The sequence below is a fragment of the Pseudarthrobacter sp. TE9888 genome, from assembly GCF_056279345.1.
Window position 1 is genome coordinate 4187856 of record NZ_JBWBRD010000002.1, and the last position, 13291, is coordinate 4201146.

Here is a 13291-nt window from a genome sequence, read left to right on the forward strand (position 1 = left end):
TAAGCCTACGCTATTGCCGAATCCTGCCTGTCCCGGCGTCCTACCGGGTCAACCTCGAGCGGGCCGTTGACGTTGCCTCAATGGGAATCCCGTCAGGAATGAGGAAGTTCACCACTGGCGGGTGGACGGCGGCCGTGAGGACAACGACGGCGGTGGACCCGTCCGGCGTTCCCGTCGCCCCGGTGACCGCAAGGCTGGAGAAACGCTGCGAAGCGGGGCTCCTTGCAACAAAGTCTGCTGCCACGTTCCGGACGCGTGACGGGTTGAGGACAGCAGAGGGGCTGCCGCCCTGCGTTGAGACTTCGCCGAGGTTGTAGCTGTCGGCAGCGGCAAGCGAGGCCCCGTCCGCCAGGGACAGCAGGCGTTTGTGCTCCAGATAAACGGAGGAAATGCCGATGACCACCGTCGCCACCAGAAGCGCGAGGAGCACGTAGCCGAGGATCATGACCATCAACTGGCCATCCTGGCCTGGCTCCGGGCGGTTCATCGGTATCGCCCCACGAGCTGGGAAGAAGAAGCCTGCACCTCGGTGGCGGACAACCCGTCGGCAAAAGGCATGAAAGGCAGGGGCACGCTGAGGTTGACGGTCACCGTTACAGTGCTGCCCGCGGCCTGGCAGTCGGCCGGGCTGCAGAGGGTGCTCATAGTTGCCCGCCCCGCCTGGTGGCCGAAATCGGAGAGTGCCAGTGCCACCGCCTGCTCCGCAGCAGCCTGGGCACTGCCGGCATCGGGTTGGGCTACGTAGACCTTGGCTGCCTGGTCCGCGGCGCCCACGACGGCGAAGGATCCTCCCTGGATCTGCCCGACGGTTATGACGAAATACACCAGCGGGACCATCAGCAGGAATGCAAGGAACGTAAACTCGACCACCGCGCTTCCCTGCTCACGGTCCGGGCCATGCTGAGGTCGTTCCGCACTGCGCGCAGGATCCGGGCCCTGGATGATGTCCTCCGGCATATCCCGGCAAAGTGCTTCGGCAAGGCGGCTCCGTAAACGGGGCCGCGGCGCGGAGTGCGGTACCGGGTTTGAACGGAGCGTTCTGTTGAAGCCGGGTGGTTCAGGGCTGGACAGCAGCATGCCCCTTCACCTCCAGCACGTCCCTGGGTCCGATAAGACCAATGACAGGCATTGGAGCCCGGACTGTGACCTCCAGGGTGCGCATCCCTTGGAAATTCACTTCCTTGGTACTGACCTGCTCCGCGAAGCCCTGGTTGAGGGCCATGCTGATGAGCCCGCGTGTACGTTCTTCAGCATCCTTGCCGTTGCGGTCTGCGAGGGTCCCGTATCTCGCCCCGGATGCGGCGGCGTCGATGAGTGTGTTTCTGACGTGCAGGACCAGGGTCAGTTGGAGTATCGCCAGGAAGAACATCGTCAGCAGCCCACCCACCAGGACAAAGTCCACAACGGCTGAACCCTGCTCGGCTGCCCGGGCAAGACCGTGCTGCTCCTGCGGCCGGGGAGCGGACCTCCCCATGGTTCAGTTTCCTACCTTGTCCATCGCCTGGTTGAACATGGCTTCCAGGGCGGGACCCGCGAGCGCCAGAAGGGCTGCCACCAGCACCGCGGACATAAGGGTGATCATTACCCAGCCTGGTACGTCCCCGCGTTCAGTGCTGTCGCCAAGGCTTGCCGGGGGTTCCTGGGGGCCAAGCCGTCCGCCGTCGAACTTTCCGGCCTGTAGCCGATGCGGACTTACCGTCCGGATCATCTGAAGTTGCAGCATAGCCGCGAGGCCAAGAAGCAGCATCCCGAAGCGGATTCCCATGGTTTTCATCGTTGCGTCCTATTCCTGTTTCGTTGATGGGGCGTGCAGCTGTTGCTGGGTGCGGTCGAGGAGCTTTTCCGCTTCATCAGAATCCGAGGTTGATCGCTGCGAGACCGGGGAAAACGGCAAATACCACGGTCAAGGGAAGTACCCCGAATACAAGCGGGACCATCATGGCAATCTCCTTCTTACCTGCAGCTTCCATGAGGTCGCGCTTCGCTGAATCTCGTACGTCCTGCGCTTGGGCGCGGAGCACGTCCGCGAGGGGTGTCCCTCGTTCCACCGCCACGACGATTCCCTCGACGAACCTGACCAGCGGCGCCAAGTCGGTTTGCGCTGAGAACTCCTGCAACGCCAGGACGAGGGGTTTGCCGGCCCTTGTCTCAGCAAGGATTTTCGAGAATTCCTTGGACAGTTCACCCTTGGCACTCCTGCAGACCCGGTCCAAAGCGCCGGCCGCGCTCTCCCCTGCTCCCACCGCCAGGGCCATCAGTTCCGCCAAGCTGGGAAATTCTGCCATCATTCGTGTTTCCCGCCTGCGGACCTGGACGCCGAGCCAGTAGTCCCGCAGCACAAACCCCGCTCCGGCGCTGCCGATGATCACGACAGCCGCGAGGAGGGGGCTGAACCTGCCCGCTGCGGCACCAACGATGATGATAGTCAGGGACAAAACGAAGCCGGCGGCCGCCCATAGCAACTGCTCCGCGCGGAAGTCGATGGGTGCTTTATTGATTCCCGCCTGCGCCAGGCGCCGGGCTGTGGCGCCTGGCGAAGGGTTGAGCCTTCCGAGCGCGGATAACCAATCCCGGAATACGGGACGGAGGATGCGTTCAAGCGGTCCAAACGGTGTCAGGTTCTGCTCGCCGGCGCGGAGAAGTCGCGACTCCAGGTTCTGTGACTTCAGCTGGGATTCAATCCGGTCAGACAGCGTCATGGGGCGCATCGGAGGTGACCGAAAGATCACCAACCATAATCCGAGGCCGAGCCCCATTCCGCACATCACAGCCGCGGGGGAAAGGAAGATCACCGGAGCACCCTTTCATCCCGCGGCAAGGCGCCGATCCTCAACATGGCTGTGTAGCAAACCAGCGAGACCACCAGGCCCCCGACCAGCACTGCGGCCCCCGTCGGCGTGTTGTAGGCCTGGATGGCTTCCGGTCTGGTGGCGAGCAGGATCATCACGATCCACGGTGCGGCGACCGCGAGCCGGGCAGCGTAAATCGTCCAGGATTGCCGCGCCTCGAGCTCACTGCGGGTCCGGGCGCTTTCCCGCAGGAACTCGGCCAGTGTTCCCAAGAGCTTTCCCAGGTCGGAGCCGCCCACTTCCCGTGTGAGCCGCAGCGCTTCGATAATACGGTCAGCCACGGGGTCGGCCAGCCGCTTTTTCAGCTTGCTCAGGGACCCATCAAACTGGCCGCCGGCGCGGTAGTCGGCACCAAATTCGCGGAAGATGGGCCGCAACTCCTCTGGCCCCTTCTCTCCCAGCTGGATCAGGGCCTCGGGCAAGGGCAGCCCTGCGCGGATCGCGGAACGGAGGTGATCGACGACGTCGGGCCACAGTTGACGGAGCATCGCTGTCCTCTTCCTTGCGCGCCATCGCAGGATGGTGATGGGCAGCCACATGCCGAAGAGTCCAAAGCATCCGGCGATCGGCCAGGAACGGCTGACCGCGTAAAAGACAAGGGCGACGAAAATTCCAAGCCCGAGACAAGTCCCGGCCAGACTGCGCACGGACACTTTATCTACCCCAGCGGCAGCCAGGAGGTCAGCCAGGCGTCCCGGGTTCCGCTGCCTGTTTCCGCGGTCCGGCATTTCCCAGCAGGACCACCAGATCAGGAAGAGCCCAACCCCGGCCACGGTTCCCACCAACGCCGAGATCATCGCGGGTCCAGCAGTGCGGCGACGTCGTAGCCCGCCCTTGAGAATTTCTCCGCCGAAGGCATGGCATTGGCACGTGGCTGCAGAACGCCATTTTCCAAACCAAACACCAAGGACGACTCGATGATGCCGTTCTCCACCCGGCGGCCCAACGACAGGATCTGGGTAACTTGCCGGCGTCCGTCAGCGCTCCTGCTGCAGTGAACTACCAGATCGATGCACGAAGCGACTGTTGGCACAACGAACGCACTTGAGATGTTCTCTCCCGCCAACAGCGGAAGGGTGCAGATCTTGGTAACTGCGTCATGAGCCGAATTCGCGTGCACCGTACACATTCCCGGAAGGCCGGAGTTCAGGGCGATAAGCATGTCCAGGCTCTCCGCTTCGCGCACCTCCCCCACAACCAACCGGTCCGGACGCATCCGAAGTGCTTCCTTCACCAGGCGGCGGAGCGGAATTTCTCCCTCACCCTCGAGGTTCGGTTGACGGCACTGGAGCCCCACCACGTCCCGGAGGGGAAACTGCAGTTCGAAGATTTCCTCGACGGTGATGACACGTTCGCGGCTTCCGATGCTGGCGGCCAAACAATTCAGCATGGTGGTTTTGCCGGCCTGGGTTGCCCCCGACACCAGGATGTTGAGGCCGCTGGACACCGCCGCGCCGAGAAAGCGTGCTGCCTGCGGCGTCAGCGTCCCCAACTCCACGAGATGTTCCAGGCGGCTGGCTTTCACTACGAACTTGCGGATGTTCACTGCCCAGTGGCGGCGGGTGACATCGGGGATAACCACGTGCAGCCTCGAACCGTCCGGCAGCGCGGCATCGACGAACGGAGAGGACATGTCGAGCCTCCTGCCGGAGCTCTTGAGCATACGTTCCACAAGGTCGCGCACCTGCTGCTCCGTGAGACTCAGCGACGTCAGCTCAGACTCGCCATTGCGCGCAACATAGATTTCGTTGGGCGCGTTGAGCCAGATTTCCTCGATCGAAATGTCATCCAGCAGTGGTTGAAGCACACCAAAACCTGCAACAGCATCGAAGAGAAACCGGCGGGCTGCATCGAGAGGGCCAATGGGCGGCAAAGGCCCCATCAGGGCCCGTTCGTCATAGTCCGTTACCGCTGCTTCAACCAACCGCCGGACCTCGTTGGCCTGCCTTAGCGGGTCCAGCCCGCGGCGGCGGATAAGTTCGCGGACTTCGTCCTCGACAATTCCCAGCGCGTCCATATGTTCCCCCATACAACTGCCGCCCCCGGTGGAGGCAGTGCAACTGGGCTACAGCCTAAGGAGCTTCCCCGGCGGCAACAAGTCATTATGCGCGCATGTGGATATCTGAGGTACCTCAAGATTGTCGCCGGAACGGCTCAGGATTCCATCCAGGTGACCACAGGATTCACATAAGTAACACCAGAATCACTGGTTACGCCTGTAACACGGGTGCTATGGTGAGCGCGTTATTTATCGAAATAGCACTATCAGGTGCCTTCCTGGGGGAAATCACCTGAGCAGTATCCAAAGAGGCGCTTGGGGGAGCGCCGCATTGTCTCCGGAGCCTATATGAAGCGGAACCTGTCTCAGTCCCGTCGCCCAGTCATGAAGTCCCTCGGGACCGTACTATTGGCCGTCTCGTTGCTCGCCGGGCCCGGCATGGCGGGCCCGGCCACCGCAGCGGAAGTCAGCCCGGCACCAACGCCTTCGACTACCTCGACTCCAGTTCCAAGCGTGTCGGCAACACCGGCGCCGGCGCCGGCCACTTCCGCGGCGTCCGCCCCGCTGCCTGCAACGTCACCGCTTCCTGCAACCTCACCGGCGCCCACTCCCTCGCCGCAGACCATGGCCCAGGCGATCGGTCCCGGTGGAGCGGAGATGGGCCAGCGCTCGGCGAGGGTCACGGCATCGAACAGTTCAGACCCCACCAGGAAGCTCAGCGCTGAATCGCTGTCCACCCAAGGCACATGGACGCCGTCGTTTGGCGTTCAGGGACTTGACGTCAGCGGACACCAGACGAACGTGGACTGGCAGCAGCAATGGAACATGGGCGCCAGATTCGCCTACGTGAAGGCTTCGGAAGGCAACTACTTCACCAATGATCTGTTCGGCTCCCAGTACCAGGGCGCACGAAACGTAGGCATGATCCGGGGCGCGTACCACTTCGCCATTCCCAATTGGTCCTCAGGCGCGGACCAGGCACGCTATTTCGTTAGTAACGGAGGCGGTTGGTCAGCAGACGGCTACACCATGCCGCCTGTCCTGGATTTCGAGTTCAATCCCTATGCAGGCAAAACCATCAACGGTTTCTACTTCGGCAATACCTGCTACGACATGTCCGGAAGCCAACTGGCTTCCTGGGTTCGGGACTTTGGCAACACCATGTTGTCCCTCACGGGCCGCCTGCCGGTTATTTACACCAATACGAGCTGGTGGAACCAGTGCCTCGGCACGCCGACTGACTTTGGCGACTATCCGTTGTGGGTAGCCGCGTACCCCGGCTCGCCCAGCGATAACGCCGGCGCGGTGCCCGCAAGCTGGAGCACCTACAGCATCTGGCAGTACAGCAGTACCGGTCCCCTTGCTGGTGACTCAAACGTGTGGAACGGCGACTACGCATCGCTCCAGCGCTTCGCGGGAGCGGCACTCCCAACGGGCAGCTTTGATGACCTGTCCGTCGGCGGCAGTGGTACCCAATACGCCCTCCGTGCCCGCGGATGGTCTGTCGACCTTGCGCATACTGCTGTTGCCAACCAGACACACGTCTATGTGACAGCGCCTGACGGCACAGTCACGGGCTACCCTTGGGTGGCAAATTCATCCCGGCCTGATGTGAACCAAGCCCTCGGCTACGGTTCGTCCCATGGCTTCGACGGCACCATCCCAATTACCCGGTCGGGAACTTACACAGCCTGCGCCTACTCCATCGGAACCTATGGCAACACGCCCCTAGGGTGCAAAAGCGTAACTGCCACTGGAATCGGGACGCCTACGGGCAGCTTTGACAGCATTGGGCAAGTACGCAGTGTCGACAACGTCAGCCTGCAGCTACGGGGTTGGGCGGTGGATCAAGCGAATCCAGGAGCTTCTTCTTTTGCCGACACCTATGTAACCGCCCCGAACGGAACAACTACTGGATATCGCATGACCGCGAATACGTCGCGTCCGGACGTTCAGGCGGCCACCGGGTTGGGCTCGAACCACGGTTTTGATTATCAGATCCCTGTAACAGCATCCGGCACCTACACTGCTTGTACCTACGCAATTGGGCAGAACGCAAATGTTCCGTTGGGGTGCCAAAAAGTAGATATTGGAGCGAACCCTGCCCCTATGGGCAATTACGATTCACTGACGCTCAGTTTGGCACCGACTGGCGCCGCGCTGCAGGTCTCTGGCTGGGCCCTGGACCCTACTGTGCCTGCGACGAGCATTCCCGTGAGCGTCTACATTTCTGCCAAGGACGGGGTGGCAGTAACAAACCCAGCGCCGGTGACCATTACAGCCAATGCCAAGAGGCCTGACGTCAACGCCGCTTTGGGCACCGTTGGTGACCACGGTTTTCAAGCTGCACTAGCCATCACTTCCACCGGCAACTACTCTGTCTGCGTACGAGCCAATGGTGTGGCGCCGGTAGCCGCTGGTCCTTCCCTGTTGGGCTGCAAAAACATCTCGGTTACTTCCACTCCTGCGACCATAGGCTTTTTGGACAGCGCCAGTGTCCAGATCACCAATGGGCAGGCTGCCGTCGTCACCCAGGGATGGACCTTGGACCCGGCTCTGCCAGCCGTTTCAAATCCTGTCCACGTGTACATAACGTTTCCGGACGGCAGCACAAAGGGTTATCCATTCACGGCGAATCTGAAACGCCCGGACGTCAATAGTGCGCTGCAGACTTCCGGAGACCACGGGTATGCCACATCGGTTCCCGTCACGGCCCGAGGACAATACCGCGTCTGCTCGTACGGCGTGGCGGTCTCAATTTTCGCCTCTTACAACGCCCAGCTGGGATGCCGCACCTTGACTTATTAGGCACGAGTAAGGGGGTGAAGACACTGGCTTCACCCCCTTATTCGTGCCCAGGCCCTGAGACTACTTTTCAGCGAGGAGCTCCAGAAGGTAGGCCCCATAGCCGCTCTTGACCAAGGGCTCGGCCCGTTCCCGGAGCTCGTCGTCGGTCAGGAAACCGAGGCGCCAGGAGATCTCTTCCGGGGCACCGATCTTCAGGCCCTGCCGGTTCTCGACGGTCCGAATGAAATTTGATGCGTCGTTCAGGTCATTGAAAGTGCCGGTATCAAGCCAAGCAGTTCCGCGCGGCAGTATCTCCACCTGGAGCTTTTCAGCCTCAAGGTAAACCCGGTTGACGTCGGTGATTTCCAGCTCCCCGCGGGCAGAAGGCTTCAAATTCTTGGCAATATCAACTACATCATTGTCATAGAAATAGAGCCCGGGAAACGGCGTAATGACTCTTAGGAGCCGCCGGCTTCTCCTCCAGTGAGAGCGCTTTGCCGTTGTCGTCGAACTCAACCACACCGTAGGCGGAAGGATCCTTGACCCAGTACCCAAAGACAGCGCCGCCGTCGATGGTCTTGAACCGGCGCAACTGGGTTCCCATGCCCTGCCCGTAGAAGATATTGTCGCCCAGCACCAATGCAACGCTGTCGTCGCCAATGTGGTCGGCACCGAGTACGAACGCCTGGGCCAACCCATCCGGCGAAGGCTGCTGCTTGTAGGTGATGGAGACGCCAAAACGGGAACCGTCTCCCAGCAGGCGTTCAAACTGCTCCGCGTCGTGAGGCGTGGTGATGATGAGGATGTCCCGGATACCCGCAAGGATCAACGTCGAAAGCGGGTAGTAGATCATTGGCTTGTCGTAAACCGGTACCAACTGCTTGCTGACACCCAGTGTGATGGGATGAAGCCTGGAGCCGGTTCCGCCGGCAAGTATTATTCCGCGCATGCCCCCATCTTTCCCTTCGCTAAGGGCAGCAGCAAATCCGGTAGTCTAGGGAATTATGCAGCGACTTCTCGTGACCGGCGGAGCCGGCTTTATCGGCTCAAACTTTGTCCACTACGTTATCGAAAACACTGAAGATCATGTCACTGTTCTGGACAAGCTGACCTACGCGGGGAACCTCGAGTCGCTGCGCAGCCTTCCGGAGGACCGCTTCAGCTTCGTTCAGGGCGACATTGCCGATGCCGGCATCGTGGACGGGCTGGTCGCCGACGCCGACGTCGTTGTCCACTACGCTGCCGAGTCGCACAACGACAACTCGCTGCATGACCCCCGCCCCTTCCTGGACACCAACATTATCGGCACTTACACGCTGATCGAGGCTGCACGCAAGCACAACAAGCGCTTCCACCACATCTCCACCGACGAGGTCTACGGCGACCTGGAACTGGACGATCCCGAGCGGTTCACCGAGCAGACCCCCTACAACCCCTCCAGCCCGTACTCCTCCACGAAAGCTGGCTCCGACCTGCTGGTCCGTGCCTGGGTGCGCTCATTCGGGCTGCAGGCCACCATCAGCAACTGCTCGAACAACTACGGGCCGTACCAGCACGTGGAAAAGTTCATTCCCCGGCAGATCACCAACGTGATCGACGGAATCCGACCCAAGCTGTACGGCAAGGGCGAGAACGTCCGCGACTGGATCCACGCCAACGACCACTCCTCCGCAGTCCTGGCCATCATCGCCAAGGGAACCATCGGTGAGACCTACCTGATCGGTGCCGACGGCGAGAAGAACAACAAAGACGTCGTCGAATTGATCCTCAAGCACATGGGCCAGTCCCCCGACGCGTACGACCATGTGGTGGACCGTCCAGGCCACGACCTCCGGTACGCCATCGACTCCACCAAGCTCCGCAACGAACTCGGCTGGGAGCCACAGTTCTCCAACTTCGACGCCGGCATCGAAGACACCATCGCCTGGTACCGAAACAACGAACAATGGTGGCGCCCACAAAAAGCTGCCACTGAAGCCAAGTACAAGGAACAGGGCCAGTAGTCCATGTCTCTGGAGTTCTCAAAAAAGCTTGCCGGCCACGAAACTCCCATTCCCGGCGTCGTCCTCTATGACCTTCCGGTCCACGGCGACAACCGGGGCTGGTTCAAGGAGAACTGGCAGCGGGAAAAAATGGTGGCCCTCGGGCTGCCGGATTTCCGGCCCGTCCAGAACAACATTTCCTACAACGAGAAGGCGGGAACCACCCGCGGTATCCACGCCGAGCCGTGGGACAAGTTCATCTCGGTGGCCACGGGCCGCATCTTTGGAGCCTGGGTCGATCTTCGTGAAGGGCCCTCGTTTGGCGCCGTGTTCACGGCTGAACTTGACGCCAGCCAGGCCATTTTCATCCCGCGCGGCGTCGGCAACGCCTTCCAAACCCTGGAAGACAACACGGCGTACACCTACCTCGTGAACGACCACTGGTCCGCCGATGCCCAGGGACAATACACCTTCCTGAACCTTGCCGACGAGACAGCTGCCATCAAGTGGCCGATCCCGCTCGACCGGGCCGAACTTTCCGACAAGGACAGGGCCCACCCCCGGATGGCCGACGTCGCGCCGATGCCGGCGAAGAAGATTCTGGTGGTCGGCGCGGATGGGCAGTTGGGCAAGGCACTGCGCGCACAGTACGACGGCGACACTACCGTTGAGTTCGCCGGGCGCGGTGAGTTTGACCTCACCAACGCGGACACCTTCGCGAACCGGAACTGGAAGAACTACTCCACCATCGTCAACGCCGCTGCATACACCGCCGTGGACGCTGCCGAATCCGAGGAAGGCCGGGCTGCGGCGTGGGCCATCAACGTCACCGCGGTAGCCAACCTGGCCCGCACCGCCGCCGAGCATGACCTCACCTTGGTGCACGTCTCCTCGGACTATGTCTTCGACGGAAGCCGCGAAGACCACGACGAGGACGAACCACTCACTCCCCTGGGCGTCTATGGTCAAACCAAGGCAGCCGGGGACGCGGTGGTCAGTGTTGTTCCGCGCCATTACATCGTCCGGACCAGCTGGGTTATCGGTGAAGGCAACAACTTTGTCCGCACCATGGCCAAACTGGCCCGCAACGGCGTCAAGCCCTCGGTCGTTAACGACCAAATGGGCAGACTGAGTTTCACCGAAGACATTGCAGCCTTCATCAGGCACCTGCTTGAGGGGCGCGCCGACTACGGAACGTACAACTTCAGCAATGACGGGCCCGCGAAGAGTTGGGCGGATATTGCCGCAGACGTCTACGAGCATTCGGGAGCAGCCCGCGGTGATGTCACAGGCATCACGACCGCCGAGTACTTCAAGGGCAAAGCAGCCGCTCCCCGGCCGCTTCTGAGCACCCTTAATCTGGCTAAGGCACGCGCAACGGGCTTCGACGTAGCGGACGCCGGCGAGCGGCTGGCAACATACCTGAAGGCGGAAATCGATAAAGCATGACTTCCGCAGACCAAGCGCACCGCACCTTGGTGATCATGCCGGCATGGAACGAATCAGAGGCCATCGGCAACACCATCCGGGAAGTGTTCGAATTCGGACCCGCCTGTGACGTCCTGGTGGTGGATGACGGCTCACGCGACAATACGGCACAGATGGCCCGGGACGCAGGAGCGCTGGTTGTACAGCTCCCTTTCAACATGGGGGTGGGCGGGGCCATGCGGACCGGATTTAAGTATGCCAAGACCCACGGCTACACGCAGGTCATCCAGGTTGATTCCGATGGCCAGCACGATCCACGTGATATTAAAGCTGTCCTTGACGGTTTGCGGGACGCCGACATCGTCATTGGTGCCCGCTTTGCGGACAAAGGCAACTACACGGTCCGGGGGCCTCGCAAGTGGGCCATGAACGTGCTGGCGTGGACCATCTCCCGGATTGCCGGTACCCGGCTCACCGACGTGACATCCGGTTTTCGGGCAGCCAATTCCAAGGCAATCCGGCAGTACGTGGATCATTACCCCGCAGAGTACTTGGGTGACACGATTGACTCATTGGTCGTCGCCATCCGTTCGGGATGCACCGTGCGGCAGGTGGGTGTCTCGATGCGCGAACGCCAAGGAGGCACTCCAAGCCACGACCCGGTCAAGGCCGCCATCTACCTTGGTCGATCAGCATTCGCCCTCCTCTTCGCCTTGACGCGCAAGCGAATTGAACCGTCGTCCAACTAGGAGTTCTTATGGCCACCCTCGTTGGCTTCATTTTTGTGCTGGCCATCTTGCTGATCATCTTCGAGATGCTTCGCCGGCGCCACCTGCGGGAAAAGTATGCCGTGCTGTGGATCATCATTGGCATCGGAGTGCTGGTCCTCGTTGCCTTCCCGCAGTTGCTGTTCTGGGCCAGTGGAGTACTCGGCGTACGGGTACCTTCCAACCTGCTATTTGCCATGGCGCTTCTGCTGCTCGTCCTGGTCTGCCTCCATCTGTCCTTCGAGCAGTCCCAAGCAGAAGACGAAATTCGAGTCCTCGCTGAGGAAGTGGGGATTCTCCGCCTCAAGGTGCAGGAACTGGAGACGCGCGGGACGGGGGACGAACCAGGACACGGCAGCGATGTTCGCGGCGCGGGGAAACCGCCCGAAACGAATCTTTAAAACACCAAGGGGGCTTCCGGCTTAGGCCGGAAGCCCCCTTGGTGTTGTTGTAGCCTGCTAGGAAACGACGTGCTTCAGCAGCCGCGGCAGCGAGTCCGTTTTTCCGATAGCCAGTGAGCGGGCCACCAACGTAGCTGCGTTCAGCCGCGAGGTGGTGTGGAATGCAGCGGCGCGGGCGGCCGCAGTCCATCCAAGTTCCCGGAAGCGCCGGGCTTGGCCCTCAAAGAATGCACGCTCTTCGTCGAACCGGCGTCCGTCAAGGGCTTTCACGGATGAGTCGGACGCCGAGTGCCGGCGGTAGAGGAAGGACAGGGTCGGATCCACCACCATGGAACCGCCCTCGGCTGCGATGTCGAGCAGCAGGGCAAGGTCCTGCACAACGTGCAGGCCTTCGGTGAACCCGATGCGGCGGATGACGTCGGTACGCCACGCCAGGGACGGGAAGTAGGCCCAATCCGCGCGGACCAGGCTCGTGGCCATCCTTTCGCCCTGCAGCAGCAGCGTCTCCTTGGTCGACGGCGCGTAGACCTTCTTGACGATGTCCACCAGCGGTGAGCAGGCGCGCCCTTGTTCATCTATGACCTGCACTCCCGGCTGCACGACGTTTGCTTCGGGGTAGGCCTCGAACGCCCGGCGGACGACGTCGAGATAGTTGGGCAGCATGATGTCGTCGGCACCCATGACGACCACAATGGGGGCCTCGGCAAGTTCAAGTGCTTTCCGGTAATTGCCATTGGCGCCGAGGTTTTGTTCGTTCTTCTGGTACGAAACTCTGGGGTCCGTCAGGGATTCGAACCAGCGCTGGGGTTCCGGGCTCGGGTACCCGTCGTCGACCACGATGAGACGCCAATCCTCGAACTGCTGGCTCATGACGCTCTGTGCCGCAAGTTTCATCAGGTCGACGTCGCCGTAATAGGGAAGCAATACATCAATGGCCATGTGCCAGGTAGGTCCTTTTCTTGAAGATACAGAGCGTTTCGAACTGTCTGCCCGGAGATGAGCACCTCGACAATGCTACCGTGTCCCCCTGTAGCGCTACTTTCGGCGATACGTTCAGCTGGCCAAAGCCAGCTAATGG

Annotated in this window: 14 protein-coding genes and 1 pseudogene; 5 read left to right on the top strand and 10 right to left on the bottom strand. The window is 61.3% G+C overall.

Going from position 1 to position 13291, the window contains the following annotated elements; all coding sequences use genetic code 11:
• Positions 1–40: 40 nt before the first annotated feature.
• The 8 genes from ACZ9J7_RS20010 to ACZ9J7_RS20045 all read right to left on the bottom strand — a co-directional run bounded on the left by ACZ9J7_RS20010 (position 41) and on the right by ACZ9J7_RS20045 (position 5585).
• Positions 41–487, bottom strand: a complete 447-nt coding sequence (locus ACZ9J7_RS20010; protein ID WP_476211704.1) for a Tad domain-containing protein — start codon at positions 485–487, stop codon at positions 41–43.
• Entirely contained in the window at positions 484–957 is a 474-nt protein-coding gene (locus ACZ9J7_RS20015; RefSeq protein WP_476211705.1) for a hypothetical protein, read from the bottom strand. The genes ACZ9J7_RS20010 and ACZ9J7_RS20015 overlap by 4 nt, the downstream gene beginning before the upstream one ends.
• 100 nt (positions 958–1057) lie before the next feature.
• Positions 1058–1474, bottom strand: coding sequence for a TadE family protein (locus ACZ9J7_RS20020; RefSeq protein WP_476211706.1), 417 nt, complete (start codon positions 1472–1474; stop codon positions 1058–1060).
• Positions 1475–1477: 3 nt separating this feature from the next.
• A complete protein-coding gene (locus ACZ9J7_RS20025) occupies positions 1478–1774 on the bottom strand; it encodes a hypothetical protein (RefSeq protein WP_476211707.1) in 297 nt (98 codons plus the stop codon).
• A gap of 76 nt (positions 1775–1850) precedes the next feature.
• A complete protein-coding gene (locus ACZ9J7_RS20030; RefSeq protein WP_476211909.1) occupies positions 1851–2765 on the bottom strand; it encodes a type II secretion system F family protein in 915 nt (304 codons plus the stop codon).
• A gap of 23 nt (positions 2766–2788) precedes the next feature.
• A complete protein-coding gene (locus tag ACZ9J7_RS20035) occupies positions 2789–3646 on the bottom strand; it encodes a type II secretion system F family protein (RefSeq protein ID WP_476211708.1) in 858 nt (285 codons plus the stop codon).
• Positions 3643–4866, bottom strand: a complete 1224-nt coding sequence (locus tag ACZ9J7_RS20040; protein WP_476211709.1) for a CpaF family protein — start codon at positions 4864–4866, stop codon at positions 3643–3645. Before ACZ9J7_RS20040 ends, ACZ9J7_RS20035 begins: the two co-directional genes overlap by 4 nt.
• Positions 4867–5213: 347 nt before the next feature.
• On the bottom strand, positions 5214–5585 hold the full coding sequence (locus tag ACZ9J7_RS20045; protein WP_476211917.1) for a hypothetical protein: 372 nt from the start codon (positions 5583–5585) through the stop codon (positions 5214–5216).
• Between ACZ9J7_RS20045 and ACZ9J7_RS20050 the strand changes: the two genes are divergently transcribed.
• The gene (locus ACZ9J7_RS20050) at positions 5506–7656 is read left to right on the top strand and encodes a lysozyme (protein ID WP_476211710.1); all 2151 of its coding nucleotides are present in this window, start codon (positions 5506–5508) and stop codon (positions 7654–7656) included. The two genes, ACZ9J7_RS20045 and ACZ9J7_RS20050, sit on opposite strands and share 80 nt — an antisense overlap.
• 60 nt (positions 7657–7716) lie before the next feature.
• Here ACZ9J7_RS20050 and rfbA read toward each other — a convergent pair.
• Positions 7717–8584 (bottom strand): annotated as a pseudogene (rfbA, locus tag ACZ9J7_RS20055) (glucose-1-phosphate thymidylyltransferase RfbA).
• A 55-nt stretch (positions 8585–8639) separates the two neighbouring features.
• On the opposite strand from rfbA, the gene rfbB reads away from it, so the two are divergent.
• From rfbB to ACZ9J7_RS20075, 4 genes are read left to right on the top strand one after another with little or no spacing between them, the layout of a single operon-like run.
• On the top strand, positions 8640–9638 hold the full coding sequence (rfbB, locus tag ACZ9J7_RS20060) for a dTDP-glucose 4,6-dehydratase (RefSeq protein ID WP_476211711.1): 999 nt from the start codon (positions 8640–8642) through the stop codon (positions 9636–9638).
• Between the two features lie 3 nt (positions 9639–9641).
• Positions 9642–11066, top strand: coding sequence for a sugar nucleotide-binding protein (locus ACZ9J7_RS20065; RefSeq protein ID WP_476211712.1), 1425 nt, complete (start codon positions 9642–9644; stop codon positions 11064–11066).
• Positions 11063–11794 carry a glycosyltransferase family 2 protein gene (locus ACZ9J7_RS20070; protein ID WP_476211713.1) on the top strand — a complete coding sequence of 244 codons (732 nt, stop codon included), beginning with the start codon at positions 11063–11065 and terminating at the stop codon, positions 11792–11794. The genes ACZ9J7_RS20065 and ACZ9J7_RS20070 overlap by 4 nt, the downstream gene beginning before the upstream one ends.
• Before the next feature lie 8 nt (positions 11795–11802).
• Positions 11803–12213: a DUF2304 domain-containing protein gene (locus ACZ9J7_RS20075; protein WP_476211714.1), complete on the top strand. Its 411-nt coding sequence runs from the start codon at positions 11803–11805 to the stop codon at positions 12211–12213.
• Between the two features lie 57 nt (positions 12214–12270).
• On the opposite strand, the gene ACZ9J7_RS20080 is transcribed toward ACZ9J7_RS20075, so the two are convergent.
• A complete protein-coding gene (locus ACZ9J7_RS20080) occupies positions 12271–13152 on the bottom strand; it encodes a glycosyltransferase family 2 protein (RefSeq protein WP_476211715.1) in 882 nt (293 codons plus the stop codon).
• Positions 13153–13291 lie beyond the last annotated feature (139 nt).

Excerpts from the sequence above, each read along its gene's own strand:
- ACZ9J7_RS20015 (WP_476211705.1), bottom strand. The coding sequence starts at position 957 with ATGCCGGAGGACATCATCCAGGGCCCGGATCCTGCGCGCAGTGCGGAA.
- ACZ9J7_RS20075 (WP_476211714.1), top strand. The coding sequence starts at position 11,803 with ATGGCCACCCTCGTTGGCTTCATTTTTGTGCTGGCCATCTTGCTGATC.
- ACZ9J7_RS20040 (WP_476211709.1), bottom strand. The coding sequence starts at position 4,866 with ATGGACGCGCTGGGAATTGTCGAGGACGAAGTCCGCGAACTTATCCGC.
- ACZ9J7_RS20070 (WP_476211713.1), top strand. The coding sequence starts at position 11,063 with ATGACTTCCGCAGACCAAGCGCACCGCACCTTGGTGATCATGCCGGCA.
- ACZ9J7_RS20030 (WP_476211909.1), bottom strand. The coding sequence starts at position 2,765 with ATGTGCGGAATGGGGCTCGGCCTCGGATTATGGTTGGTGATCTTTCGG.
- ACZ9J7_RS20080 (WP_476211715.1), bottom strand. The coding sequence starts at position 13,152 with ATGGCCATTGATGTATTGCTTCCCTATTACGGCGACGTCGACCTGATG.
- ACZ9J7_RS20010 (WP_476211704.1), bottom strand. The coding sequence starts at position 487 with ATGAACCGCCCGGAGCCAGGCCAGGATGGCCAGTTGATGGTCATGATC.
- ACZ9J7_RS20050 (WP_476211710.1), top strand. The coding sequence starts at position 5,506 with ATGGGCCAGCGCTCGGCGAGGGTCACGGCATCGAACAGTTCAGACCCC.
- ACZ9J7_RS20065 (WP_476211712.1), top strand. The coding sequence starts at position 9,642 with ATGTCTCTGGAGTTCTCAAAAAAGCTTGCCGGCCACGAAACTCCCATT.
- ACZ9J7_RS20025 (WP_476211707.1), bottom strand. The coding sequence starts at position 1,774 with ATGAAAACCATGGGAATCCGCTTCGGGATGCTGCTTCTTGGCCTCGCG.
- ACZ9J7_RS20035 (WP_476211708.1), bottom strand. The coding sequence starts at position 3,646 with ATGATCTCGGCGTTGGTGGGAACCGTGGCCGGGGTTGGGCTCTTCCTG.
- rfbB (WP_476211711.1), top strand. The coding sequence starts at position 8,640 with ATGCAGCGACTTCTCGTGACCGGCGGAGCCGGCTTTATCGGCTCAAAC.
- ACZ9J7_RS20020 (WP_476211706.1), bottom strand. The coding sequence starts at position 1,474 with ATGGGGAGGTCCGCTCCCCGGCCGCAGGAGCAGCACGGTCTTGCCCGG.